We start from the raw sequence: 25,591 nt of genomic DNA on the forward strand, positions 1-25,591 counted from the left end.
CTCCCTCCATACTGTGCAGTCTTCAGGCAAAAACGAGAAACGAGGCACAGGTTCTCCTGTACACGGTCGACACCAAAGAGCCGCCGTTAGAGAATAATAGTGTCCTCGTTTCCTTTTCTGGCTACCTCTCTACTTGAAAGGCAGGGCAATCATACAAGAGTATGCTCTCAAAAATGGTCTTCCTTGCACCGTATTCCCACCTTTCGCATTCTCACCCGCTCATGCTGGCTCGCCGCACGTTTCTTACTGGTTTGGTTTTGGCGCCGTTTGCAAAGGACTGGGCAGGCCTCGCGGCCGGCCGGTTGATTGACTATCCCAAAAGCGACTTCTCAAAATTCAGCAGGCACCTCAAGCCCGTGGGCCGGGCCCTGGAGCTGCCCGACTATTACGTGTGGTGCAACTCGCCCATTTATGCCCCCGATGGCAAGGTGCACGTCTTTTTCTCGCGCTGGGAGGCCAAAAAGAGCATGAGCGGCTGGATAAATGGCTCTGAAATCGCCCATGCCGTGGCCGACCATCCCGCCGGCCCTTTCACGGTGCTCGACACCGTGCTGGCCCCGCGCGGCCCGGGCTACTGGGACGCCACCACCTGCCACAATCCCAGCATTCAGTTCGTGGATGGCCAGTATTGCCTGTTTTTCATGGGCAACTCCAACGGCAAAACCGACACCAAGCGCATCGGGCTGGCCACCGCTCCCACCCTCAACGGCCCCTGGACGCGCCCTGACCAGCCCCTGCTGCTGCCCGGCCCCACCGGCGCCTGGGACGACCACTGCACCACCAATCCCGCCTTCATTAAGCACCCCAACGGCCAATACTGGCTCTACTACAAGTCGTGGAACACCCAGGAATATGTGGAGTCGAAAGACCCCGTCATTCACGGCAACCGCAAGTACGGCCTCGCCGTGGCCGATAAGCTGGAAGGTCCCTATGTAAAATTCGAGGGCAACCCGGTCATCGACTTCTCCAAGCAAGGCAACAACAAGCAGTTCGAAGATGCCTTTGTGTGGCGGCAGCACGGCAAGTTCAACATGCTGGCCCGCGACATGGGCGTGTACAGCCAGGAAGTAGGCCTCTACCTCGAATCAGAGGACGGCAAGGCCTGGACTTTTCCCAAAATTGCCTTCCTGCCCATCCGCGACTACGGCGTGGCGCAGCCGCCCGCACCGCCCAAGCTCAAACGCTACGGCCGCCTCGAACGGCCACAGCTGCTGCTGCGCGATGGCAAGCCGGAGTACCTGTTCTGCGCCTCGCAAGGGGGCAAAAGCATGACGGCTTCGGCTTTCATTCTGAAAGTTGGGTAGCGGGTGGGGCGACGGGGCCGCCCGCCCCGGCAGGCAGGAGGGTACGGGATGGCAGCGCTACGGAAAAAGCGGATTTTTATACAACTGATTGAGTAAGGGCTCGGCTGGTGGTCCCCACGCTACCAACCAGTCGGCTCCACTTGCCAGTGCCAGGCAGGGCCGCGCCCCGGCAAAGTGCACTGGCGCCTTCTAGAGAGCTGTCTGAAGCGCTTTATCTGTGAGCACTCACTTATAAATCGGTGCGGCACCACCAATCCTACCGCCCACCCTACCGCCCGCGAACCGGGAATAGTGGAGTCCGCGCGTTGCCCCATTTCCCGGCCCGCTGCCGCACGCCGGCCAAAGTGGAAATCCAGCGACACAACAACGCTAAGATTTCACTAAAAACTCACTGAGCAGTAGTCTACAGGAGAGTATGGGCACAATAGGGCCATAATATTGACTTAGGTTCCGGCTTCCACTTTCTGCTTGCATCCCAAAATCTCACCCACCAATTACCAGTATGAAGAAGTTAGACACCTGGCAACGTTTACGCTTTGCAGCGTGCTTGCCAATGCTCCTGTTGGCGGGGCCGGGCATGGTGGCCGCGGCAGCGCACCCGGTTCGGCACGTTGTGGCTGAGTGGCCACTCACTGGCAAAGTCACTTCCCCCACCGGCGAACCCCTCCCCGGCGTGACCGTGGTGGTGAAGGGCACCACCCTGGGCACCTCCAGCAACGCCGACGGCTCGTTCAGTCTGTCGGTACCGGATAAGGCTGGCACGCTGGTATTTAGCTTCATTGGTTTTCAAACCCAGGAGAAAGGCTTTTCCGGACCCGACAGCTTCACCATCAAGCTGGCCGATGACTCCAAGAGCCTCGACGAAGTGGTGGTGGTGGGCTACGGCACCCAGAAGCGCGCCGATGTGACGGGGGCCATTGCCACGCTCGACGCCCGCAAGCTGGAAGAGCGGCCCCTGACCCGCGTGGACCAGGCGCTGGTGGGCCAGCTGGCCGGTGTGCAGGTGAAGCAGGTGTCGGGCGTGCCCGGCCGGGCCTTCAGCATTCAGGTGCGGGGCGCGGGCTCCATCTCGGCCGGCAACGAGCCGCTGTATGTGATTGACGGTTTTCCGCTGGAAACGGCGGCGGCCAACGGCGGCGGCCGGTTCAGCGCCGGCAGCCCGCTCGATAACATCAACCCGAACGACATTGAGAAGATTGAGGTGCTGAAGGATGCGGCCGCGGCCGCCATCTACGGCTCACGCGCGGCCAACGGCGTGGTGCTCATCACCACCAAGCGCGGCCGCAACGGCAAGCCCCAAATCAGCGTGAACTCCTACGTGGGGGGCTCGCAGGCTGCCAAAAAGCTCGACGTGCTCAGCGGCGACGATTGGATTTCGCGGGCTACGGAAATCATCAACACCAACTGGGTGCGTTCGACGCCAACTACGCCCGGCGCCACGCCGCGCACAGCCGACCAGAATAACACCACCCGTCGCCAGATTCTGAACACCACGCTCACGGCCACCGGCGTGCTGCCCACGCAGCTGGGGGCCACGCAGTACAACACCGACCTGATGCTGGACGAGCGTTGGGCCCTGCCCGGCCATCCCGGCCTGGCGTTCGTGGACTGGCAGGACCAGCTGTACCGCACCGGCCTCAGCCAGAGCTACCAGGTGAGCGCCTCCGGAGCCACCGATAACGTGAACTACTTCGTGTCGGGCAACTACAGCGACCAGCAGGGTTTCGCCATCGGCCTCGACTACAAGCGCTATTCGGCCCGCGCCAACGTGGAAGTAAAAGCCAGCGACAAGCTGCGCTTCGGCCTGACGGTGAGCCCCTCGTTTTCGATTGCCACCGACCCGGGCATTGAGGGCAAGGACAACCGCTTCCACCAGCTGCTCACCGAAACCCCGGTGGTGGAAGACACGGCCGGCGTGAACACCGGCTATGGCAAAAACGACGTGTACCGCTGGGGCGTGAGCACGGCCAGCCCGATTGCCGTTATCAAAGCCTACCAGGGCGATACCCGCACGTTCCGGACCCTGGGCACGGTGTTTGGCGAGTTTCAGCCCATTGTGGGGCTGCGGCTGCGCTCGTCGCTGAACTTCGACAACACCGACGCCACGTCGAAGTCGTTTCAGGCGCCCACGCGCAACTTGGTTACCTCGCTGGCCAGCGGCTCGTACAGCGCGTTCCGCCGCCAGACGTTTGTGAACGAGAACACAGCCACCTACAGCAAGGTCATCGGCAAAAACGATTTCTCGGTGCTGCTGGGCCAGGCCTACAACTTCTCCAAGCTCGACAACGTGGCCCTGGCTGCGAACGGCGGCTTTATCAACAACAACCTGACTACGCTCAACGCGGCCACCAACATCACGGGCACGGCCGCCAACTACACCACCGAGACCCAGAGCGTACTGCTCTCGTACTTCGGCCGCCTGCAATACGCCTTCGACGGCAAGTACCTGGTTTCGGCCAGCGTGCGCCGCGATGCTTCGTCACGCTTCGGGTTTGAGGACCGGGCCGGCGTTTTTCCGGCCGTATCGGCCGGCTGGCGCATCTCCCAGGAGCCGTTTATGGCGGCCACCACCAACGTGCTGAGCGACCTGAAGTTGCGCGGTAGCCTGGGCTACTCCGGCAACAACACCATCGGCGACTACAGCAGCATTGCCACGCTGGGCTTTGCCAACTACGCCCTGGGCGGCACCGCCCCGGTGCAGGTGACGGGCCAGGCCCCCAACAAAGTGGGCAACCCGTCCCTGAAATGGGAGCGCAACCGCACCATCGACTTCGGCGCGGACGTGGCCTTCCTCAAAAACCGCATCGTTGTTTCGGCCGACTACTACACCAAAACCAGCCAGGACCTACTCCTGAACGTGCCCGTGGCCAGCGGCGCGGGCTTCACCACCAGCCTGCAAAACATTGGCGAGGTGCGCAACAACGGCTGGGAGCTGGAGTTGAACACCCGCAACCTGGAAGGCGCCTTCTCCTGGACGACCTCCTTCAACCTGAGCCACAACACGAACAAAGTAGTGCACCTAGGCCCCGGCGATGCCACCATTGAAGTGCCCAACGGCCTGGACACGCCCAGCAACATCCTGAAAGTGGGCTTGCCCATCTACAGCATTTTCGTGGTGAAGCAGACCGGCATTCTCACCCAGGGCGACATCGACGGCAAGGCAGCTCAGCTGGGTACGCAGTCGGCCGGCGAGCCCAAGTTTGAAGACTTCAACGGCGACGGCAAGATTGACTTCAACGACCGCCAGGTGGTGGGCAACCCCAACCCCACCTACACCTACGGCATGACCAACACGCTGCGCTACAAGGGCTTCGACCTGAGCTTCCTGGTGCAGGGGCAGGCCGGCGGCTCCATCTACTCCACCCTGGGCCGGGCCATCGACCGGATGGGCGTGGGCTACAAGGAAAACGCCCTGGGCCGCGTGCGCGACCGGTGGCTGTCGGCCGACAACCCCGGCGACGGCATCAAGGGCAAGGCTACGCCGCTGAGCACCACCTTCATCCGCAACACCGACTGGCTGTACTCGTCGAACTACTACCGGGTGCGCACCATCACGCTGGGCTACGACCTGGGCCTGATTATCAAGAAAAGCGTGGCGCAGGGTGCCCGCGTGTACGTGACCGCCGAAAACTTCTTTGGCCACGACAACTACTACGGCGGCCTCAACCCCGACGCCCTGAACACCAACAACGGCAGCACCTTCGTGTCGGGCTCCGACTACGGCGGACTGCCGCTGGCCAAAACCCTGATTCTGGGCCTGAACCTTACTTTTTAATCGGCTGGGTTTGTCCCGCTCACCCTTCTAAAAATTCCCATGAAACGAATATTCCTCTTCTTAAGCCTGGCCTGCGCCGTGGCCCTGAGCGGCTGCGAAAAAGACCTGGACCAGCTCCCGCTGTCGAATGGCTCGGTGCCGGTGTTCTATAAATCGGCCGCCGACTTCGACCAGGCCATGACCTCGGTGTACAGCCAGCTGCGCGGCTACCCCGACCGCGAGGTGTACCTCTCGGAAGTGCGCTCCGATAATATTTATGCCTCCAGCGCCGTGGGCGGGCGCGACTGGGACCCCATCAACAACTTCTCCACCCTGCTCAACATCAACGCCATCGTGGCCGATGCCTGGGCTTCGGACTACGCCACCATCTACCGGGCCAACACGATTCTCGACCAGCTGGCCGCCAATGGCTCCGTGGTGCCGGCCGCGCTGCGCACCCGCTACGAAGGCGAAGCCAAGTTCATCCGGGCCTTTATGTACTTCGATTTGGTGCGCAAGTTTGGCCGGGTGCCCGTGATTGAGCACGCTCTGCTGCCCCGCGAAGTGGCCCTGATTCCACGCGCCGAAGTAGTCGATGTATACAAGTTAATTTACCGGGACCTGCGCACGGCCATTGCAACCCTGCCCGTTTCCTACACCGGTGCCAACGTGGGCCGCGTGACGGTGGGGGCCGCCAAGGGCATTCTGGCGCAGGTGTTCCTCACCCGTTCCGGCCCGGACTACGGCATCAAAGGCCCCGGCCTGAACTCCAACGAGTTTGCCCGAGCCGATTCTCTGCTCAGCGACATCATCGCGGCCAGAGGCACGGCGCGCTACGCCACCCAAGCCACGTACGCCGGCATTTTCGCGCCCACGGCCGAGAACAACTCGGAGGTAATCTTCGACATTCAGTACTTCGCCAACGGCACGGTGGGCGGCTCGTTCCAGAACATCGTGGTGCCCGATGGCTACTATACCCAAATAGGGTTGGCATTCTCGGCCGGCTCGGTCGAAATCAAGCCCTGCTCGAACGACTTGGTGAATACGTATACTACTGCTGACCTGCGCAAGGCATTCAATATACAGCTTGGCTTCTCGTACGTCTCTGGTGCGACTACTATCTCGGATACCCGGCCGTTCTTCAAAAAGTACGTGAACGTGGCAGCCAAAGGTGCCAGCCGCACCGACTGGGGCCTGAACTACATCGTGCTGCGCTACACCGACATCCTGATGATGAAGGCCGAGTGCCAGATGCGCGGCGTAGGCGGCGGCGTGGGCGATGCCCTGCTGCTGGTGAACCCTATTCGGGTGCGGGCGGGCGTGCCGGCCCTCACCACCCTCACCCTGGAAAGCCTGATGGAGGAGCGCCGCCGCGAGTTTGCCGGCGAAAACCTGCGCTGGAACGACCTCATGCGCTCCGGCCTGGCCCTGACGGTGATGAACGCCTGGGCTCAGCGCGAAGACCTGGCCCCGCCGTTCAACAAAATCACCCGCCCCATCACGGCCAACCTGCTGCTCTACCCCGTGCCGCAGGCTGAGCTGGCCGCCGTGCCCGGCCTCTACGACCAGAACCCCGGCTACTAAAAAACCCGCTTGCTGAGGCGCTACGCCCGGTTTTGGATTTCGTTGGCACCCTGCCGGCGGGGCCGGAACCGGGCGTAGCTGCGTTCAGTCCCACCCACACCCCACAGTACAGGACAGTGCGGGCAGCATCGGCAGCTTCTTTTGTCACTCCCTCCTTTTTCACGCCCCATGTTAAATCTCAATTCCGGCCGGTTTGCAAGGGCGTGGCAGCCAGCGGGACTGCTGCTGTTGCTGTGGAGCCTGGGCACCGCCGTGCTGGCCGCCTCACCCCCGGCCGGCCGGCTGAAATTCAATTTCAACCCCGAATGGAAAGTGCGGGTAGGCGATGCTCCCGGCGCGGAAGCTGTCACATTTGACGACGCCCAGTGGAAAAAGGTGACGCTGCCCTACGCCTGGAACGAGAGCGAAGCCTTCAGCAAGGACATCAAGGATTTGAGCACGGGCGTGGCCTGGTACCGCAAGCATTTCCGGCTCCCGGCCGGTGCGGCGGGCCAGAAGGTTTTCATCGAGTTTGAGGGCGTGCGGCTGGCCGGCGAATTTTTCCTGAACGGCCAGCGCCTGGGCCTGCACGAAAACGGCGTGATGGCCGTGGGCTTCGATTTGACGCCCTTTCTCAAGCCTGTGCCGCAGGACAACGTACTGGCCGTGCGCACCGACAACGACTGGGACTACAAGGAAAAAGCCAGCGGCCAAACCTTCCAGTGGAGCAACCGCAACTTCAACGCCAACTACGGCGGCATTCCGAAAAACGTGTTTCTGCACCTCATAAGCCCGCTGCACCAGACGCTGCCGCTGTTTTCGACGCTGGGCACCACGGGCGTGTATGTGTATGCGCAGGAGTTTGACGTGGCCGGCGGCAAGGCCACCGTGGTGGCCGAGGCGCAGGTAAAAAATGAGTTTCCCGCCGCCCGCACCTTCACGTTTGAAACGTCGGTGGCCGACGGGGAAGGCAAAACCATCAGCACCTTCAGCGACGGCGAAACGACTTTGCAGCCAGGGCAAATGAAAACGGTGACGGCCCGCGCCAGCCTTGCGGGGCTGCATTTCTGGAGCTGGGGCTACGGCTATCTGTACACGGTTTCAACCAGATTGATAGTCGATAAGCAAGTCATCGACGAAGTCAAAACCCGCACCGGCTTCCGCAAAACGGAATTCGCCAACGGCCTCATCAAGCTCAACGACCGGGCGATGATGGTGCACGGCTACGCCCAGCGCACCAGCAACGAGTGGCCCGCCGTGGGCCTGGGCGTGCCCGCCTGGCTCTCCGACTACAGCAATGGCCTGATGGTGGCCGGCAACGCCAACCTGGTGCGCTGGATGCACGTCACCCCTTGGAAGCAGGACGTCGAAAGCTGCGACCGGGTGGGCCTGCCCCAAGCCATGCCCGCCGGCGACGCCGAAAAAGACGTGACCGACCGCCGCTGGGGCCAGCGCCGGGAGCTGATGCGCGACGCCATCATCTACAACCGCAACAACCCCAGCATCCTATTCTACGAGGGCGGCAACGAGAGCATCAGCGCCGCCCACATGCAGGAATTGAAGGACATTCGGAACCAGTATGACCCGCACGGCGGCCGGGCCATCGGCTCGCGCGAGATGCTCGACATTCCGGCCGCCGAGTACGGCGGCGAGATGCTTTATATCAACAAAAGCGCCACCAAGCCGCTCTGGGCGATGGAATATTCGCGCGACGAGGCCCTGCGCAAGTACTGGGATGAGCTCACGCCGCCCTTCCACAAAGACGGCGCGGGCCCGCTCTACAAAGGCGCCAACGCATCCGACTACAACCGCAACCAGGACTCGCAGGCCCGTGAGGACGTCATTCGCTGGTACGACTACTGGCACGAGCGGCCCGGCACCGGCACCCGCAGCAGCGCCGGCGGCGTCAACATCGTTTTTTCCGATACCAACACCCACTACCGGGGCGAGGAAAACTACCGCCGCAGCGGCGAAGTCGACGCCCTGCGCATTGCCAAAGACGGCTACTACGCCCACCAGGTAATGTGGGACGGCTGGGTAGAGCCCGAGCACCCGCACACGCACATCATCGGCCACTGGAACTACAAAGCGGGCACGGTGAAGAACGTGGACGTGGTATCAAACGGCGAGAAAGTGGAACTGTTTCTCAACGGCAAGTCGCTGGGCTTCGGGCAGCAGAATTACCGGTTCCTGTTCACTTTCAAAAATGTGGCCTGGCAGCCCGGCACCCTCCGCGCCGTGAGCTACGACGCAGCCGGCAAGCCCGTGAGCGAAGCCGGGCACCAAACTGCCGGCCCGGCCGTGGCCCTGCGCCTCACGTCCACCGCCAGCCCCACCGGCCTGCACGCCGATGGCACCGACTTGGCCCTGATTCAAATCGAAGCCATCGATGCCCAGGGCCGCCGCTGCCCCACGGCGCTGAACATGGTCAATTTCACCCTCAGCGGCCCGGCCGAATGGCGCGGCGGCCTCGCGCAAGGGCCGGGCAACTTCATTCTGAGCAAAAATCTGCCGGTGGAAGGCGGCGTAAACCGCGTACTCATCCGCAGCACCACGCAGGCCGGCAAAATCAATATCACCGCCACGTCTGAGGGCTTGAAAGCGGCCACGGTCAGCCTGAAATCGCAGCCGGTGCAAGTGGAAAACGGCCTGAGCACGGCGCTACCCGGGGCCGACTTGCCGGTGAGCCTGCGGCGCGGGCCCACGCCGGCCGGGCCGTCGTTCACCGTCTCGCGGGTGACGGTGCCGATAACCGGCGCCACGGCCAGTTCCAACGTGGCCAATGCCGCTTACAGCTTCGATGACAACGAACTGTCGGAGTGGATTTCGGACCGCAAAGAAATCAACCCGTGGATTGAATACACGCTGGCCCGGCCCGCGCCCATTAGCCAGGTAGCCATGAAGCTGACCGGCTGGCGCACCAGCACCTACCCCATCCGCATTCTGGTGGATGGGCAGGAGGTTTTTCGGGGCCCTACTGAGCGCAGTCTGGGCTACTTCACGGCCGTTTTTCCGCCGCGCACCGGCCAGAAGGTCCGAATTGAATTAACGGGCATTACCCAGGCGAAAGACGCCTTCAACATCACCGAGCTGGAAACGCCCAAATTAGCCGCCGCCGCCACCGACCAGGCCGGCCCGCCCGGCACGTTGGGGCTGGTGGAGGTGGAAATGTATGAAAAGCCGGCGGGTACGCTGGCGCCGTAGGTTTTGGATAGCACCGCCAGCCACCAACCTCACCCCCTGGCCCCCTCTGCAAAAAAGAGGGGGCACCGGTTCGGCCCAGTTAAAAGTTGTGAAATGTCCATTGCAGTCAATTTTTCACCCTCTTTATCATCCCAAAAGGCAAAACCGGTGCCTCCTCTTTTTTGGAGAGGGGGCCAGGGGGTGAGGTTCCGTTGGGCGATACTGCTAGTATTATTAACCCTCGCCGCCCACGCCCAAACCGCGCCGCCCGTCCTCTGGCACAACCAGCCGCGCACCCTGCGCTACCACCCCGAAGGCCCCGATTTCGTCATCACCAACGGCACGCACCGCTTCACCCGCGCCCTCTACGGCACCAATACCGCCTTCCGCATCGAGGCCGGCGACCTGCCGGAATTCGCCCTCTACCTGCCCGGCATGGGCGGCAACCTGAAGTTTGGCCTGCTGGCCAACGGCCAAAGCAAGTGGCTGATAGAAGCCGAAAACATCACCGCCCGCTACCGGCCCGGCACGATGCTCTACGACATCACCGACCCGCTGCTGAGCACGGGCAAATTGCACCTCGAAGTGCTGGCCCTGGCCGGGGCCGAAGGCATATTGGTGAAAGCCCGATTCGAAAACGTGCCAGCCAATACGGTGCGCTTGCTCTGGGCTTTTGGCGGGGCCACGGGCAAGAAATTCAGCCGCGACGGCGACATCGGGGCCGACCCCGAATCGAGTTTTTACCTCAAGCCGGAGTATTGCCAGGGCAACGTGTTCGAATTGAAAAAGAACAGCTTCACCCTTAGCTACGGCGCGGCCGCCAGGCCCGCCGCCGATGCCTACCGCGACCTGGGCACCCAAGAATCAGCCACCAACTCAGCACCGTCCACGCCGCCAGCCGCCGCCAAAACGCTGCTGGGCGTAGTGCCGCCCGCATCCCAAAACCACGTTGCAGACGCTACGCAACAGGAGACGCCCCAGCAGCTTTTCGCCTCTCAGGCTTCAGTCACGCCGGTGCTGACGGGCGCAGTAACTGCCAAATCGGGTAAGGAGCTGTACTTCGCGGTGCAGAAATCAGAAGACAGTATAGCCTTGACCTATAAGGATTTGGCCGCTGCCTTTGTCCGCGCCGAAGCGGCCCGCACCGTACTGGCCGGCCGCGTGAAAGTAAGCACGCCCGACCCGTACATCAATACCCTGGGCGGGGCGCTGGCAGTGGCCGCCGATGCCATCTGGGAGTCGCCCTCGTACCTGCACGGCGCAGTGGCCTGGCGCATCCGGCTCGATGGCTGGCGCGGACCCTACGCCGCCGACCCGCTGGGCTGGCACGACCGCGCCGCCATGCACTTCCGCGCCTACGCCAAGTCGCAGCTCACCCGCCCGCCCAGTGGCCCCGTGGTGCCCGACACGGCCCTGCACCTGGCCCGACAGCTGGAGAAACTGGGCACCACGGTATTTAGCGAAGGCTACATCAGCCGCAACCCCGGCGGCGATTTCCGGCCCCACCACTACGACATGAACCTCGTGTTCATCGACGCCCTGCTGCGCCACCTGCGCTGGACCGGCGACCTGGCTTTTGGCCGCGAAATGTGGCCCGTGCTCCAACGCCACCTCGCCTGGGAGAAGCGCAATTTCGACCCCGACAACGACGGCCTCTACGATGCCTACGCCGCCATCTGGGCCTCCGATGCGCTGCAATACAGCGGCGGGGCCGTCACGCACACTTCGGCCTACAACTACTTCGCCAACCAGCAGCTGGCCGAGCTGGCCGTGTTGTTGGGCGAAAACCCCGCGCCCTATCGCCAGGAAGCCGCCCACATCCATCAGGCGATGCAGGCCCGGCTCTGGCTGCCGCACCACGGTTGGTTTGCCGAATACCAGGATGCCCTGGGGCTCAAAAGCCTGCACCCCGCCGCCGGGCTGTGGACCATCTACCACGCCCTTGATTCGGAGGTGCCCGATGCCTTCCAGGCCTACCAGGCGCTGCGCTACGTCGATGCCGAAATTCCGCACATTCCGGTGCGCGCCGCCGGCCTGCCCGATGCCGGCTACTACCTGCTCTCGACCACCAACTGGCAGCCCTACGACTGGTCGCTGAACAACGTGGTGCTGGCCGAGAACCTGCACACCAGCCTTGCCAACTGGCAGGCCGGCCGCCGCGAAGAAGCCTTCCTGCTTTGGAAAAGCGCCCTGCTCGAAAGCATGTACCTGGGCAGCAGCCCCGGCAATTTCCAGCAGATTTCCTATTATGATGCCTACCGGGGCGAACTCTACCGTGACTTTGCCGACCCCGTCGGCATGGCCGCCCGCTCGCTGGTCGAGGGCCTGTTCGGCGTCCGCCCCGATGCGCTGCACGACACCCTGCGCATCGCGCCCGGCCTGCCCGCCGCCTGGGATTCGGCCGCCCTGAAAGTGCCCGATGTGGCCTTCCAATTCCGCCGCCAGGGCCAGCGTGAAACGTATATCATAGCCCAGCAACTCCCGAAACTGCTGGCGCTTCAGCTCCAAGTGCCCGCCCTGGCCAGCCGCGTAGCTTCGGCGAAAGTGAACGGCCGGCCGGCCGCCTGGCACAGCGTTGCTGCCGCTGTGGGCCGGCCGATTATCGAAATCAGCAGTGCCCCGGCCGCCCGTTACGTGGTGGAAATCGAGTGGCAGGGCGAAGTGCCCGATGCCGCCGCGCCGCAAGCGCCGGTTGCGTTCGGCGCGGCCATTTCCGCAACATTGGCCCATGCTCAGGTAGCCGCCGTTTCCGACCCGCAGCAGGTGCTGAGCCAAACCCAACTCGCTGGTTCAAAACTCACGGCGCGGGTGGCCGGAGGGGCCGGCAGCCGCACCGCATTCGTGCAATTAAAACAAGGGGATTTGACGTGGTGGGAACCGTTGAAAATCACCGTTCAAAAACCCGAAATGCCCGCTGCTGAAGCGGCTTCAGCTACGCCCGCAACCTGGGAAACCATTGACCTAAGTGCTGCTTACAACGACCGGGTGACGCAGATTTTCCAGAACAAATACCTCTCGCCCCGCGCCGAAACCGCCACGCTGGAGCTGCCCACCCAGGGCATCGGCAACTGGTGCTACCCGCTCATTCAGGCCACCATTGACGACAGTGGGTTGCGCCTACTGGCCGGCCCGAAAAACGAAATCCGGCTGCCTTCCGGCGTGCCGCTGCGCACGCCCGGCGCGGCCGGCGCGAAGAACATTCTGTTCGTGTCGCAGTGGGATAATTACCCCAGACAGGCCACGGTGCAACTAAAAGGGCACGCCGCCCGCGCCGTGCTGCTCGTGGCCGGCTCCACCAACGCCATGCAAAGCCAGTTTGTGAACGGCGAAGTCACTGTGACCTACGCCGACAACAGCACCGCCACGCTGCCCCTGCGCAACCCCGAAACCTGGTGGCCCATCGAGCAGGACTATATGGACGACGGTTTCGCTTTCCAGACCGGCGCGCCCAACCCCTGGCGCGTCCACCTCAAAACCGGCCTCATTACCCAGGATTTCAATCAGTACACCAGCATCAAAGGCTACAGCACCCGCTCTATCGACGGCGGCGCGGCCACCGTGCTGGAGCTGCCGCTCGACCCGAAAAAGAAGCTCAAAAGCCTCACGGTGAAAGCCCTGGCCAATGACGTGGTAATCGGGCTGATGAGCGTGACTTTGGGGCGCTAAACAGGAAAGCTTCAACCGACTGCAGAAACGAAAGATTCCTAATAACTCCCGTATAATATCCAGGCGCATGCTTCCCGCTCTTTCCTTCTATAAATGGCTGGTTGTTAGGACATGGCTGGGTAGCTGGCTGCTGCTGGCAGGGCCGGCGCTGGCCCGGGGCGCCACGCCCAACGTGCAGCTGACGCGGGGCAGCTGGCAGCTAACCGTGGCACCGGAGGGCAGCCTCGTGGGCATCAGAAATGTGGCCGACTCGACGCGCATGAACTGGGGGCATTGGGGTTACGGCTGGGGCCTGTTGCGCCATGCCGCCATGCCGGCCCGGGCACCTACCGTTTTCAACCAGCCGGCGCTGCGTTGTCCCGACGACCATACCGTGGAATGCGTGTACCGCCGCGACGGCCTGGAGCTGGCCGGCACGCGCATCATTACGGCCGAGGACGAAGCCACGGAGCAGTACCCGCTCACCAATACCGGCCCGGCGCGGCGGGAGTTTCCGCTGGGTACGCTCAGCCTCGCGGTGCCGTTCAGCGACGGCTGCGAAGGCGGCGCGGCCTGGTGCCTGCACCAAAATTGCAACGCCCACCTCGGGATGGGTGGGGCGAGTGCGTGGGCGAATGCCGTGCGCATGAGCGGTGCTGGCCCGCACCTGGGCAGGGCGCTCAGCGAGGGCAATGCCGCCGCCTACAGCGTGCTGGAAGGGGCGACGTCCAACGACCGGGGCCACCTGGCCCCGCACCCGGCGGCCTTTGCCCTGAACCCCGGCGAAAGCCACACGATGGCCTGGGCAAATGACCCGGATTGGGCGCTGGTGCACTGGCTGATGCTCAAAAACCGCAAACAACTGAAATAAAGCCCCCGCCACTCATCGCTGGAATTTCCTTTATCACTATGAAAAACACGAACCCAGAACTCACGTCCGGCTCCCCTTCTTCACGGGCGAGGGGGCCGGGGGGGGAGGCAACCCGCCTGGCCCTGTTGCTGCTCATACCCTTCTCGCTGGTAAAAGCCCAGCCCATCAACCGCCAGGCCGTAGTGGAGCGCCACAAAGTGCACGTCAGCAACACCGACTCGCTCAACTCGCTCTCCGTCGGCAACGGCAGATTCGCCTTCACGGCAGACTTCACCGGCCTCCAAACCTTCCCGCTGCACTACGAGAAGGGCATTCCGCTGGGCACCGAATCGGAATGGGGCTGGCACCGCTTCCCCAACAAGAAAGGCTATACATTCGCCCAAAGCCTGCGCGAATACCCCTTCAACGGCCGCACCGTGAGCTACTCGGTGCAGGTGAAAACGCCCGGCAACAAAGACGCCGTGGACTACCTCCGCGCCAACCCGCACCGCTTGCAATTGGGCAATCTGGGCTTCGTCATTCTGAAGAAAGACGGTAAGCCAGCCGAAATCAAGGACATCAAAAACATCAGCCAGGAGCTGAACCCCTGGACGGGCGAAATCCAGAGCCACTTCACGGTGGAGGGCACGGCAGTGGACGTGGTGACCGTCGGCCACCAGACGCAGGATGCCGTGGCCGCCAAAGTCACTTCCGAATTGCTGAAAGCGGGCCGGCTGAAAGTGGCCCTGCGCTTCCCGTTTCCCACCGCCGGCTGGGCCGATATGGCCGTGGATTACTCCCACGAGGCCGACCACAAATCGGCCATTGCTTCGCAGCAATCCGGCCGCGCCCTGCTGAGCCACCAGCTTGATACCACAAAGTATTTCGTGGCCCTGAGCTGGACCGGCACCGCCGCGCTGGCCGCCACCAGGCCCCACGAATTCGTGCTCACGCCCGGCCGCCAGAGCAGCACGCTGGAGCTGGGTTGCCAGTTTGCGCCCCACCAAATGGCCGCGCCCACCTTCGCCGCCACCCGCGCCGATAGCCACGCGCAGTGGCAGCGCTTCTGGCGCAGCGGCGGAGCCGTCGATTTCAGCGGCACCGCCGACCCGCGCGCGGCGGAGCTGGAGCGTCGGATTGTGCTCTCGCAATACCTGACCAACATTCACAACGCCGGCTCGCAGCCACCGCAGGAAACCGGCCTGCTGCTCAATAGCTGGTACGGCCGCCCGCACCTCGAAATGCACTGGTGGCACGCAGCCCACTTCGCACTGTGGGGCCGCCCCGAAATCCTGGAAAAGAGCCTGACCTGGTACGCCCGGCCCGACGTGCAGGCCGAAGCCCGCGCCATTGCCCAGCGCCAGGGCTACGCCGGCTGGCGCTGGCAGAAAATGACCGACCCCTGGGGCGCCGAAGGCCCGTCGTCCGTGGGGGCCTTTTTGCTGTGGCAGCAGCCCCACACCATCTATTTTGCCGAAGAAGCCTACCGCGCCCACCCCGATGCGGCCACGCTGAAACTCTACCAGGAGCGGGTGAATCAGACAGCGGAATTCATCGCTTCGTATCCGTTTTTTGAGAAAGACAAGGGCCGCTACATCCTCGGGAAAGGCGTAATTCCGGCGCAGGAGCGGTTCAAGGCCGAGGACACGTTCAACCCCACGTTTGAGCTGGTGTACTGGCATTGGGCTTTGGAAACGGCGCAGAAATGGCGTGAGCGGCAGGGCCAGCCCCGCAATGCTCAGTGGGACGACGTGCTGGCCAGACTTTCGAAACTGCCCGAAGCCAACGGCGTGTACCTGGCCGCCGAAAGCGCCCCGGATTCCTACACCAACCCCGAATACAAAACCGACCACCCTTCGGTGCTGGCCGCGCTGGGCATGATGCCCGCCACCGGCCAGCAGGACGCCGCCACCATGCGCCGCACCTTCGACCTGATTTGGCGCGACTGGAGCTGGGACAAAACCTGGGGCTGGGATTTCCCCATGACTTCGATGACGGCCACCCGCCTCGGCTTGCCCGAAAAGGCCGTCGATGCCCTGCTGATGAAGGTCCGGACCAACACCTTCCTGCCCAATGGCCACAACTACCAGGAAGGCCGCCTGCCCCTCTACCTGCCCGGCAACGGCGGCCTGCTCGCGGCCGTGGCCCTCATGTGCGCCGGCTACGACGGCTGCCAGGAAGCCAACCCCGGCATTCCGAAGGACTGGAAAGTGAAGTGGGAAGGATTACAGAAAATGCCGTAGAAAGCGTAGAATTTCCATTCGCAAGGACCAAATTGGTATTCGCAACCGCTGTTATGGTCCTGGCAACGACCCAAACCGTCCTGGCAACGACCCAAACCGTCCTGGCCAGGACGCCGCAGTTGCTACTGCCGTTTCCCTTGCTTTAATCTGGTATGAATATGAAAGTATTTCTTTTTCTGAGCCTGCTGGGCGTGGCCGGAGTTGAGGTTCAAGCCCAGCCGTCCAGCATCCCCGCGCTGCCCCTCGTCAAACCCACCCGTTTCCCCACCGACACCTTTTCCATCGTCAAGTACGGAGCCGTGGGCGATGGCCAAACGCCGAACACCGCGGCCTTTCAGCAAACCATCGCGGCCTGCCAGGCCAAGGGCGGCGGGGTGGTGCTGGTGCCGCCGGGCCAGTGGCGCACCGGCCCCATCGAGCTGCAAAGCAACGTGAACCTGCACCTGGCCGCCGGCGCGCTGGTGCAGTTCAGCGACCAGCTGGCCGACTATATGCTGATAAAAACCAACTGGGAAGGCGTGGCCGCTGTGCGCAACCAACCGCTGATTTACGGCAAAAACCTGGAGAACGTGGCCGTCACCGGGCACGGCATTCTGGACGGCGCGGGCGCAGCCTGGTGGATGGTGCAGCAGGGCCGCACCCTCGACGGCGACTGGAAGAAACGGGTGGCCTCGGGTGGCGCGCTCAATGACAAGCAGGACCGCTGGTACCCGACGGCCCAGTCCCTGAAAGGAACCACCGTGAAGGAGGCCGGCGTGCTGACCACTGAGAAAGCCAACATCGCCGATTTTGAGGACATCAAGGACTATTTGCGGCCCGATTTCCTGGTGCTCGATGGCTGCAAACGCCTGCTGATTGAGGGCGTCACGTTCCAGAACTCACCCGCCTGGACGGTGCATCCGCTGCTGAGCGAGGACGTGATTATCCGCAACGTGACGGTGCTCAACCCGCCCTACAGCCCCAATACCGACGCGCTGGACCTGGAATCGTGCCGCAACGGCCTCGTGGAAGGCTGCTCCTTCACGGCCGGCGATGACGGCATCTGCATCAAATCGGGCCGCAACGAGCAGGGCCGGGCGCGGGGCGTGCCCACCGAAAACTTCCGCATCCGCAACTGCACGGTGTACCGGGCCCACGGCGGCTTCGTGATTGGCTCGGAGATGTCGGGCGGGGCCCGCAATATCTACGCCTCCAACCTCACCTTTATTGGCACCGATATCGGCCTGCGCTTCAAAACCACGCGCGGCCGGGGCGGCGTGGTCGAAAACATTTTCATCGACCACATCACCATGAAAGACATTCCGAACGAGGCGATGCTGTTCGACATGTACTACATGATAAAGGACCCCAGCCCCCAGGTGCCCGGCTCGAAAGAGCGGCCCGCCTCGCCGCCCAAACCCGTGGATGAGAGCACCCCGCAATTCCGCAAAATCTACATCGACCACGTCACCTGCAACGGAGCCAAAACCGGCATCATGGTGCGCGGCCTGCCCGAAATGGCCATCCAGGACATCAGCATCAAAAACGCCGTGCTGAAGAGCGAGCAGGGCCTTATCTGCATCGAAGCCGACCGCATCAACCTCGGCAACGTGACCCTGCTCAGCACCCGGACCGACCCGGTAATGGAAGTCCATAACAGCCGCAACATCACCCTCGACGGCATTCGCTACGCCCCCGGCGCGGCCGTGCTGCTGCGCGTATCGGGGGCCGAAAAAGCGAAGAGCATCGCCCTCACCAATACCGATATTACCAAGGCCAGACAGGCGCTGGAGCTGGGCGCGGGCGTGAACAAGAAAGTAGTCATTCTGCCCAAAAAGTAAGCCCGTAGGCGGTCATGCAGACCGCCTTTTGCCCGACGTTCTCACACTCTTTAATTCTCCGATGAAACTCCGCACCCTGTTTCTTCCCGCGCTGCTGCTGAGTGGTTCGGCGGCCTCGGCCCAGCAGCCGGTAGTGGCCAAGGCACCATCGCAGCAAATGGCCGATTCGTTCATCAAAGCGTACCCCGATTCGCTGGGCATCACCCAGAGCCGGGTGGCCCGCTGGGGCTACGAGCAGGGCCTGATGCTGAAGGCCATTGAGCGGGTGTGGCAACGCACCGGCGACCGCAAATACCTCGACTACATCACGCGCATCACCGATTATTCGCTGCCCGATGATGGCACTATTACCAATTACAAAGCGGCCGATTTCAGCCTCGACAACATCAATACCGGCCGCACGCTGCTCACCCTGGGTCAGCAGTCGGGCCAGCTCCAGGCCCGGTACCGCGCCGCCGCTACGTTGCTTTATCAGCAGCTCGAAAAGCAGCCTCGCACCAAGGAAGGCGGCTTTTGGCACAAGAACCGCTACCCCAACCAGATGTGGCTCGACGGCCTGTACATGGCCGAGCCCTTCGCGGCCGAGTACAGCAAGCTGTTCGGCAGGCCCAAAGGGTTTGACGACGTGGCGCTGCAATTTGCCCAGGTCGAAAAGCACATGGTGGACTCCAAAACCGGCCTGCTCTACCACGGCTACGACGAAAGCCGCGAGCAGAAATGGGCCGACAAAACCACCGGCCTCTCGCCCAACTTCTGGAGCCGCGGCATGGGCTGGTACGCCATGGCCCTGGTCGACGTGCTCGACTATTTTCCCAAAAACCACCCCCAGCGCGCCCAGCTCATCAAGGATTTGCAGCGCCTCGCGCCGGTGCTGGCCCGGTACCAGGACCCCGCCACCGGCGGCTGGTGGCAGGTAACGGACCAGGGCACCCGCGCCGGCAACTACATCGAAACCTCCGGCTCCTGCATGTTCGTCTACGCCCTGGCCAAGGGCGTGCGCCTGGGCTACCTCGACAAAAAATACGCCCCCGTGGCCAAAAAAGGCTACGACGGCATCGTGAAGAAATTCGTGCAGCCCGCCCCCGGTGGCGGCCTCAACCTGGAAGGCACGGTGAGCGTGGGTGGCCTCGGCGGCCAGCCCTACCGCGACGGCAGCTACGAATACTACCTCGCGGAGCCCATCAAGCAGAACGATTTCAAAGGCATCGGCCCGTTCATCATGGCCAGCGTGGAAATGGAAATGGCGCGCTGAATTTGCGTGCTTGTTGTGAGCTGAGGGGACTTCTGCGCTGGAACAGTTAGGGAGAATGCTGGCGATGCATCAATGCAGCGCGGGCTCTGCGAATCCGCGCTACGGCCGGTTCTGGCATTTAGTCCGTTTCACCTTCATTTTCTGACTTTTAGCGGCATTTCCGGCGGGCCGGGGGCAGCGCCCGAATTACTTCGGAAAGGATGGCAAAACTATTTTTTCGAATAAAAATTCTAAAAGTATATATATTATGAATAATTTATATACTTTTACCCCGACTCCTCCACTCTTCATCTGGCTCACCTGAGCCACCCGGCGCTTCGCTGTCCCAGCCTTGGGCAGCACTTGTCACTTGCTAGCTAAGCCGTTGCCAAACAGCTTTTTTTCCGCCATTCAGCGGCGAATTCTACCACCGATGCGCTATGATTTTTGAGGCTCTTGAACTGATTCGGACCGAGCTGGCGGCCTACCTTGCCCCCCGCAACGCCACGGCCGTGGACGTGGCGTTGGGCAGCATTGCCAGTGCCGCCGGCACCCAAACCGACCAGGTACTCATCAGTCTGGTGAACGTGGAGGAAGAAACGGCCCTCAAAAACAGCAGCCCCTACCAGCGCAACGCCACCGGCGGCTTCGATGTGGTGAACCCGCCCGTGTTCCTGAACCTGTTCGTGCTCATCGCGGCCAATTTCAACGACAACGCCACCTACGCCACCGCCCTGAAGCGCCTGGCCTGGGTGGTGCAGTGCTTCCAGCAGAAAAGCGAGTTCACGGTGGCCAACACCCCCTCCGCCACCATTGCCGACGCGGCCGTAGCCGTGCGCCTGCACGTCGCGCTCGATTTGTATTCGCTCTCCTTCGAGAAGCTGAACCAGCTGTGGGGCACCCTCGGCGGCAAGCAGGTGCCGTGCGTGCTCTACAAGGCGCGGGTGGTGGAAGAACAGGCCGACGGCTTGCTCAACACCGGACCGGAAATCATGCGCGTCGAAGGCCGCACGGGCACCCTGGAACTCCAGCTTTCCTAACCCGCGCACCGGCCATGCTCCTCGAAACCTTCACCACGGGCTACGAAACACTGTTTCAGGTGCAGATTCTGCACCGCTACTTCCTGAACGTGGGCACCACGGCCTTCGACGCGGCCGCGCCCCTGCCGGCGGTGCAGCCCGCCCTGGCAGCCGCCCGCCGCGCCTACGCCGTGCAGCCGTTCTGGCGTCTCATGCCCGATGCGGCTACTCAGGAAGCCCTGCGCAACGCCCGGTTGCTCTTCAAGCTGCTACCCGACGGCTTCCGCGTGGGCGTGCCCACCGATGGCGGGCACCACCCCGTCGTGCCCCTACCTGATGAGCTGGATTTGAACTTCCTTGTTTATTCCACTGACCCGTTTTTTGCGCTTTACACGGACATTGACCGGGCCGTGCTTGATGCGTTCCAGCCCACACCGGCTGCGCCGCAGGGCCAGGTTTTCGGCTGGACCAATACGGCCGGCAGTTCGGTACTGAATGCGCACGAAACCATTCAGCTGGCTGATTTGCGGCCCCGGCCGGCCGGAAGCGGCGCGGGCGGGCCGCCGCTGGGCATCATCGAAATCCGGCACCGGCCAGCGGGTGGCCCCAGCCTGCTCGATGGCGCGGGACAGGTGCTGCGCCCGGTTTTCACGGCCGTGCTGCGCAACCGCTCGACGCGCTGGGAATACCAGGGGGCCGATGTGGGCCTGTTTCCGTTGGTGCGCGCCGGGCGGCTGGCCGCCAGCGGCGGCAACCCCGTTCGGCCGCTACCGAACCCCACGCCAGCCACCACGGCCGACCGGGGCGCGGCCTTTGTATCAGTCATTTATTGAATGCATGACGTGCTACTGACTCTTACCAACTCCTTCCCGATTTCCCAAACTCCCAACTTTTTCAACCCATGGCCAGCACCCTCAACCTCGGCACCGTGAAAACGCCCGGCGTCTACATCGACGAAATGTCGCTGTTTCCTCCCTCGGTCGCGCAGGTCGATACGGCCGTGCCGGCCTTCATCGGGCCCACGCGGATACACCTCAAGGACGGCAAATCCGTGCAGAACATTCCCACCCGGGTGAAGTCGATTGCCGAGTTTCGGGCCTGGTTTGGCGGCGGGCCTGACCGCAACCTGACCGTGGTGCTCGACCCGCTAAATGGTGTGCAGTCGGTGACGGCCAACGCGGCGTTTTACCTCTACGACAGCCTGTTGATGTATTTCGGCAACGGCGGCGAGAAGTGCTACATCGTCTCGACCGGCCAGTACACGGCCGCCGCGCCCACCGCCGCCACTTACGCCAACGCCCTGGATACGCTGCGCAAATACGACGAGCCCACGCTCATTGTGATGCCCGATGCGGTGAGCCTGACGGCCGTCGGGGCGCTGGCCAGCGTGCAGCAGGCCGCTCTGGACCATTGCCAGGGCTTGCAGGACCGGTTTGCGGTGCTCGACGTGCACGTTGCCAACCCCAACATTGTGGACCTCGACAGTAACGACATCATCACCTTCCGCAACGGCGTAACCAACCACCTGAACTACGGCGCGGCCTACTATCCGTACCTCAAAACCAGCCTGCCGCTCACCGTCAGCTTCGCCGGCCTGACGCTGCAAAAGCCCCTGGGCACCACCAAAACCCTGGATTCGCTGCTCGACCCCGGCGCCGGCCAAACCCTGGCCCTCGACGCCAAAGCGCTGGTGGGCGACCTCAAAGCCCTGGCCGACCCCGGCAGCGCCGCCGCCGAGCTGACAAACTACGCGGGGGCCACCAAAACGGTGCAGAAACAAACCCTGGCCGATGCCCTCGACATTTTCGCCGGTACCAACGGCAAAGCCGCCCCGGTCCTCACCGATGCCACCAGCCTGACCGACCACGCCAAGTACATGGACGAAGCCACGCCCACGCCCGATGGCCAGAAGCTGACCAGCCTGCGCACGGCCGTGACCGCGCTGGTGCCCTCGGGCGCGGGCGAGTCGCCCCAGGCGCTGCTGGACCTCACGTTTGCCCAGGTCAGCGACTACGTGGGCGGCTTCTCGAACAAGGTGGCGCTGCGCCTGCAAGCCAAAGAGGACGACATGAAGGCCAAAATCCCACTGTACGCCGCCGTGGTTTCGGCGGCGGAGGCCCAGGGTATTGTGCTGCCACCGAGCGGGGCCGTGACCGGCGCTTACGCCCGCACCGACAACGACCGCGGCGTGTGGAAAGCCCCCGCCAACGTGGGCCTGAACTACGTCATCGGGCCCACCGCCATGCTCACCGACAAGGAGCAGGAAGACCTGAACGTGGACGTGAACGCCGGCAAGTCCATCAACGCCATCCGGGCCTTCACGGGCAAGGGCACGCTGATTTGGGGCGCCCGCACGCTGGCCGGAAGCGACAACGAGTGGCGCTACGTGCCGGTGCGGCGCTTCTTCATCATGGTGGAAGAATCGGTAAAGAAGGCCACCGGCCAGTTCGTTTTCGAGCCCAACGACGCCAACACCTGGGTGCGCGTGCGGGCCATGATTGAGAACTTCCTGACCCTGCAATGGCGGGCCGGGGCGCTGGCCGGCATCAAGGCCGAGCACGCGTTTTTCGTGCGCGTGGGCCTGGGCCAGACCATGACGGCGCAGGACGTGCTCAACGGCTTCATGATTGTCGAAATCGGCATGGCGGCGGTGCGGCCGGCCGAATTCATTATCCTCCGCTTCTCGCATAAGATGCAGGAATCATAGAACATCAGGTAACAGAACGTCATGCTGAGCGCAGCCAAGGCATCTCGCTCGCTTCGTTGCTTTCCACATGGATTACTTATGCGGTAGAGATGCTTCGACTCCGCTCAGCATGACGGCCTTTTAGCCGCCTAAAATCACCACCTCACATCTCACCAAAACCACCACATGGCAACGTACCCGCTTCCCAAATTTCACTTTCTGGTTGACTGGGGCGGCACCCGGCTGAGCTTCACCGAAGTGACTGGTTTGAACACCGAAACCGACGTGATTGAGTATCGCGACGGGGCCTCGCCGGAATTCCATAAAATCAAGATGCCGGGCTTGCAGAAGTTCTCGAACATCACGCTCAAGCGCGGCACGTTTAAAGGTGACAACGACTTCTTTAAATGGTGGAATACGGTGGCGCTGAACACCATTGAGCGGCGCGACCTCACCATCAGCCTGCTCAATGAGCAGCACCAGCCGGTGGTGGTGTGGAAGGTGAAGCAGGCCTGGCCCAACAAGGTGATGTCGGGCGACCTCAAGGCCGATGCCAGCGAGGTGCTCATCGAGAGCATCGAGCTGGTGCACGAGGGCCTCACCATCCAAAACGGCGACTAGGCCGTGGACGGGCTCCTGACTTACCCGCTGCCGGGGTTCCACTTCCTGGTCACGTTCGAGCTGCTGCCCCAGACGGTGCAGGACGTGCGCTTCCAGGAGGTGAGCGGCCTGAACGTGGAGCTGCTGATGGAAAGCGTGAAGGAAGGCGGCGAAAACCGCTTCGAGCACCAGCTGCCAGTGCGCACCAAATACGCCGACCTCGTGCTGAAACGCGGCCTGCTGGTGGGCTCTGGCATTTATCAATGGGCCAAAAACGCCTTCGAGGATTTCCAGTTTGAGCCCGTGAACCTGATTGTGTCGCTGCTAAACGAGCAGCACGTCCCGCTCATGTCGTGGCACGTGGTGCACGCGCTGCCCAAAAAGTGGGACCTGTCGGCCTTCAACGCCGAGCAAAACTCGGTGGCCGTGGAAACGCTCACCCTCACCTACCGCTACTACAACGCCATCCGCGTCTAAGCCCGCATCGCCATGCCCGTCGTCATCCGAGAACTTGTCATCACCGCCACCGTGGACGAAAACGCGGCGGCCCAAACGAATTCCGCCGCCACGCCGCCCGCCGAAGCCAGCAAAAAGCTCGTGCAGGAATGCGTGGAGCAGGTTCTGGCGATTCTCAGGGAGCGGGAGGAACGGTAACGGGCGACGCTATTGAACGACAGAAAAGAACGTCATGCTGAGCGCAGTCGAAGCATCTCTACTGCTTCGTTGCAATAGCAAATAATTAGTTGAGCGGTAGAGATGCTTCGACTGCGCTCAGCATGACGTTCTTTTTTCAACCTCACCTTTTCACCACCTCACCACCTCACCACATGCTCGGCGAACTCAAGAAGATGACCCTCACCGGGTACAAGGACAACGCGCTGCAACAGCCGACGGGCAACGTGTACACGGCCGTGGTGAACCCGGAAACCTACACCCTGAACGACGAAATCCAGAGCAACCAGGAGCAGCCGGCCGGCACCAGCGCCAACCAGCCGGCCTTCACCCGCATTGCCCCGCGCAAGCTCGATTTCGAGTTTTTATTTGATTCGACGGGGGCCTTGCAGGGCAACGGCCTGGGCGTGGCATTGCCCCTGAGCGTGGGCAGCCAGCAGGATGTGTGGGAGCAGGTGGAGCAGTTCAAAAAGACGGTTTTTACCTTCAATGGCGACACCCACCAGCCGCCCTTCGTGGCGCTGGAATGGGGCAAATTCCGCTTCCGCTGCAAGGCCGAGAAGGTGAGCGTGACCTACAAGCTGTTCAAGCCCGACGGCACGCCCATTCGGGCCGTGGCCAAGGTGAGTTTCGTGGAAGTGGTGCCCGACCAGCTCCGCGTGGCCCGCGAAAACGCCCATTCGCCCGACCTCACCCACATCCGCACCGTGATGGCCGGGGATAATCTGCCGCTGCTCTGCTTCCGGCTCTATGGCGATGCCACGCTCTACCGCGAGGTGGCGCGCGTGAACCAGCTGGTGAATTTCCGCAGCCTGCGGGTGGGGCAGCAGCTGTTTTTTTCGCCGATTGAAAGGGGCGTGAAATCATGAATAATCTGATTCAAAAGGCCGTCATGCCGAGCGCAGCCGAGGCATCTCGCCCGAATCGACTAACGATTGGATTACTACCCCACGCGAGATGCCTCGACTGCGCTCGGCATGACGTGCCTTTTCCCTTCCTGCCCTCCTAACCTTCTCCCCCT

At 62.6% G+C, this 25,591-nt stretch carries 16 protein-coding genes; all 16 read left to right on the forward strand.

Annotated features, from left to right (window positions below; translation table 11 throughout):
* Nucleotides 1–221 precede the first annotated feature (221 nt).
* Complete coding sequence (locus J4G38_RS22045) at nucleotides 222–1,304, forward strand: glycoside hydrolase family protein (protein ID WP_210518765.1); 1,083 nt, start codon at nucleotides 222–224, stop codon at nucleotides 1,302–1,304.
* Between the two features lie 553 nt (nucleotides 1,305–1,857).
* Nucleotides 1,858–5,079: a SusC/RagA family TonB-linked outer membrane protein gene (locus J4G38_RS22050; RefSeq protein WP_210518767.1), complete on the forward strand. Its 3,222-nt coding sequence runs from the start codon at nucleotides 1,858–1,860 to the stop codon at nucleotides 5,077–5,079.
* A gap of 39 nt (nucleotides 5,080–5,118) precedes the next feature.
* Nucleotides 5,119–6,642 carry a RagB/SusD family nutrient uptake outer membrane protein gene (locus J4G38_RS22055; protein ID WP_210518768.1) on the forward strand — a complete coding sequence of 508 codons (1,524 nt, stop codon included), beginning with the start codon at nucleotides 5,119–5,121 and terminating at the stop codon, nucleotides 6,640–6,642.
* A gap of 168 nt (nucleotides 6,643–6,810) precedes the next feature.
* A complete protein-coding gene (locus J4G38_RS22060; RefSeq protein WP_210518770.1) occupies nucleotides 6,811–9,825 on the forward strand; it encodes a glycoside hydrolase family 2 protein in 3,015 nt (1,004 codons plus the stop codon).
* A gap of 147 nt (nucleotides 9,826–9,972) precedes the next feature.
* A complete protein-coding gene (locus tag J4G38_RS22065; RefSeq protein ID WP_210518772.1) occupies nucleotides 9,973–13,470 on the forward strand; it encodes a DUF4450 domain-containing protein in 3,498 nt (1,165 codons plus the stop codon).
* A 67-nt stretch (nucleotides 13,471–13,537) separates the two neighbouring features.
* On the forward strand, nucleotides 13,538–14,320 hold the full coding sequence (locus J4G38_RS22070; protein ID WP_210518773.1) for a hypothetical protein: 783 nt from the start codon (nucleotides 13,538–13,540) through the stop codon (nucleotides 14,318–14,320).
* A gap of 38 nt (nucleotides 14,321–14,358) precedes the next feature.
* Nucleotides 14,359–16,542 (forward strand): hypothetical protein, encoded by a 2,184-nt coding sequence (locus J4G38_RS22075; RefSeq protein WP_226163664.1) that lies wholly within the window; start codon nucleotides 14,359–14,361, stop codon nucleotides 16,540–16,542.
* A gap of 158 nt (nucleotides 16,543–16,700) precedes the next feature.
* Nucleotides 16,701–18,362, forward strand: coding sequence for a glycoside hydrolase family 28 protein (locus J4G38_RS22080; RefSeq protein WP_210518775.1), 1,662 nt, complete (start codon nucleotides 16,701–16,703; stop codon nucleotides 18,360–18,362).
* Between the two features lie 61 nt (nucleotides 18,363–18,423).
* Nucleotides 18,424–19,614, forward strand: coding sequence for a glycoside hydrolase family 88/105 protein (locus J4G38_RS22085; RefSeq protein WP_226163665.1), 1,191 nt, complete (start codon nucleotides 18,424–18,426; stop codon nucleotides 19,612–19,614).
* Between the two features lie 419 nt (nucleotides 19,615–20,033).
* Entirely contained in the window at nucleotides 20,034–20,633 is a 600-nt protein-coding gene (locus tag J4G38_RS22090; protein ID WP_210518777.1) for a DUF4255 domain-containing protein, read from the forward strand.
* Between the two features lie 14 nt (nucleotides 20,634–20,647).
* On the forward strand, nucleotides 20,648–21,445 hold the full coding sequence (locus J4G38_RS22095; protein WP_210518779.1) for a hypothetical protein: 798 nt from the start codon (nucleotides 20,648–20,650) through the stop codon (nucleotides 21,443–21,445).
* 68 nt (nucleotides 21,446–21,513) lie between these two features.
* On the forward strand, nucleotides 21,514–23,319 hold the full coding sequence (locus tag J4G38_RS22100) for a phage tail sheath family protein (protein WP_226163667.1): 1,806 nt from the start codon (nucleotides 21,514–21,516) through the stop codon (nucleotides 23,317–23,319).
* Between the two features lie 165 nt (nucleotides 23,320–23,484).
* Nucleotides 23,485–23,919, forward strand: coding sequence for a phage tail protein (locus J4G38_RS22105; protein WP_210518781.1), 435 nt, complete (start codon nucleotides 23,485–23,487; stop codon nucleotides 23,917–23,919).
* Nucleotides 23,920–23,922: 3 nt separating this feature from the next.
* Nucleotides 23,923–24,375, forward strand: coding sequence for a phage tail protein (locus J4G38_RS22110; RefSeq protein ID WP_210518783.1), 453 nt, complete (start codon nucleotides 23,923–23,925; stop codon nucleotides 24,373–24,375).
* A 12-nt stretch (nucleotides 24,376–24,387) separates the two neighbouring features.
* Nucleotides 24,388–24,552, forward strand: a complete 165-nt coding sequence (locus tag J4G38_RS22115) for a DUF5908 family protein (protein ID WP_210518785.1) — start codon at nucleotides 24,388–24,390, stop codon at nucleotides 24,550–24,552.
* 173 nt (nucleotides 24,553–24,725) lie between these two features.
* Complete coding sequence (locus J4G38_RS22120) at nucleotides 24,726–25,439, forward strand: CIS tube protein (protein ID WP_210518787.1); 714 nt, start codon at nucleotides 24,726–24,728, stop codon at nucleotides 25,437–25,439.
* Nucleotides 25,440–25,591 lie beyond the last annotated feature (152 nt).

It is taken from the genome of Hymenobacter terricola (assembly GCF_017921975.2).
In the GTDB taxonomy this organism is placed as follows: Bacteria; Bacteroidota; Bacteroidia; order Cytophagales; family Hymenobacteraceae; genus Hymenobacter; species Hymenobacter terricola.

Excerpts from the sequence above, each read along its gene's own strand:
- J4G38_RS22080 (WP_210518775.1), top strand. The coding sequence starts at position 16,701 with ATGAAAGTATTTCTTTTTCTGAGCCTGCTGGGCGTGGCCGGAGTTGAG.
- J4G38_RS22105 (WP_210518781.1), top strand. The coding sequence starts at position 23,485 with ATGGCAACGTACCCGCTTCCCAAATTTCACTTTCTGGTTGACTGGGGC.
- J4G38_RS22060 (WP_210518770.1), top strand. The coding sequence starts at position 6,811 with ATGTTAAATCTCAATTCCGGCCGGTTTGCAAGGGCGTGGCAGCCAGCG.
- J4G38_RS22055 (WP_210518768.1), top strand. The coding sequence starts at position 5,119 with ATGAAACGAATATTCCTCTTCTTAAGCCTGGCCTGCGCCGTGGCCCTG.
- J4G38_RS22085 (WP_226163665.1), top strand. The coding sequence starts at position 18,424 with ATGAAACTCCGCACCCTGTTTCTTCCCGCGCTGCTGCTGAGTGGTTCG.
- J4G38_RS22120 (WP_210518787.1), top strand. The coding sequence starts at position 24,726 with ATGCTCGGCGAACTCAAGAAGATGACCCTCACCGGGTACAAGGACAAC.
- J4G38_RS22075 (WP_226163664.1), top strand. The coding sequence starts at position 14,359 with ATGAAAAACACGAACCCAGAACTCACGTCCGGCTCCCCTTCTTCACGG.
- J4G38_RS22050 (WP_210518767.1), top strand. The coding sequence starts at position 1,858 with ATGCTCCTGTTGGCGGGGCCGGGCATGGTGGCCGCGGCAGCGCACCCG.
- J4G38_RS22115 (WP_210518785.1), top strand. The coding sequence starts at position 24,388 with ATGCCCGTCGTCATCCGAGAACTTGTCATCACCGCCACCGTGGACGAA.
- J4G38_RS22045 (WP_210518765.1), top strand. The coding sequence starts at position 222 with ATGCTGGCTCGCCGCACGTTTCTTACTGGTTTGGTTTTGGCGCCGTTT.
- J4G38_RS22070 (WP_210518773.1), top strand. The coding sequence starts at position 13,538 with ATGCTTCCCGCTCTTTCCTTCTATAAATGGCTGGTTGTTAGGACATGG.
- J4G38_RS22095 (WP_210518779.1), top strand. The coding sequence starts at position 20,648 with ATGCTCCTCGAAACCTTCACCACGGGCTACGAAACACTGTTTCAGGTG.
- J4G38_RS22100 (WP_226163667.1), top strand. The coding sequence starts at position 21,514 with ATGGCCAGCACCCTCAACCTCGGCACCGTGAAAACGCCCGGCGTCTAC.
- J4G38_RS22090 (WP_210518777.1), top strand. The coding sequence starts at position 20,034 with ATGATTTTTGAGGCTCTTGAACTGATTCGGACCGAGCTGGCGGCCTAC.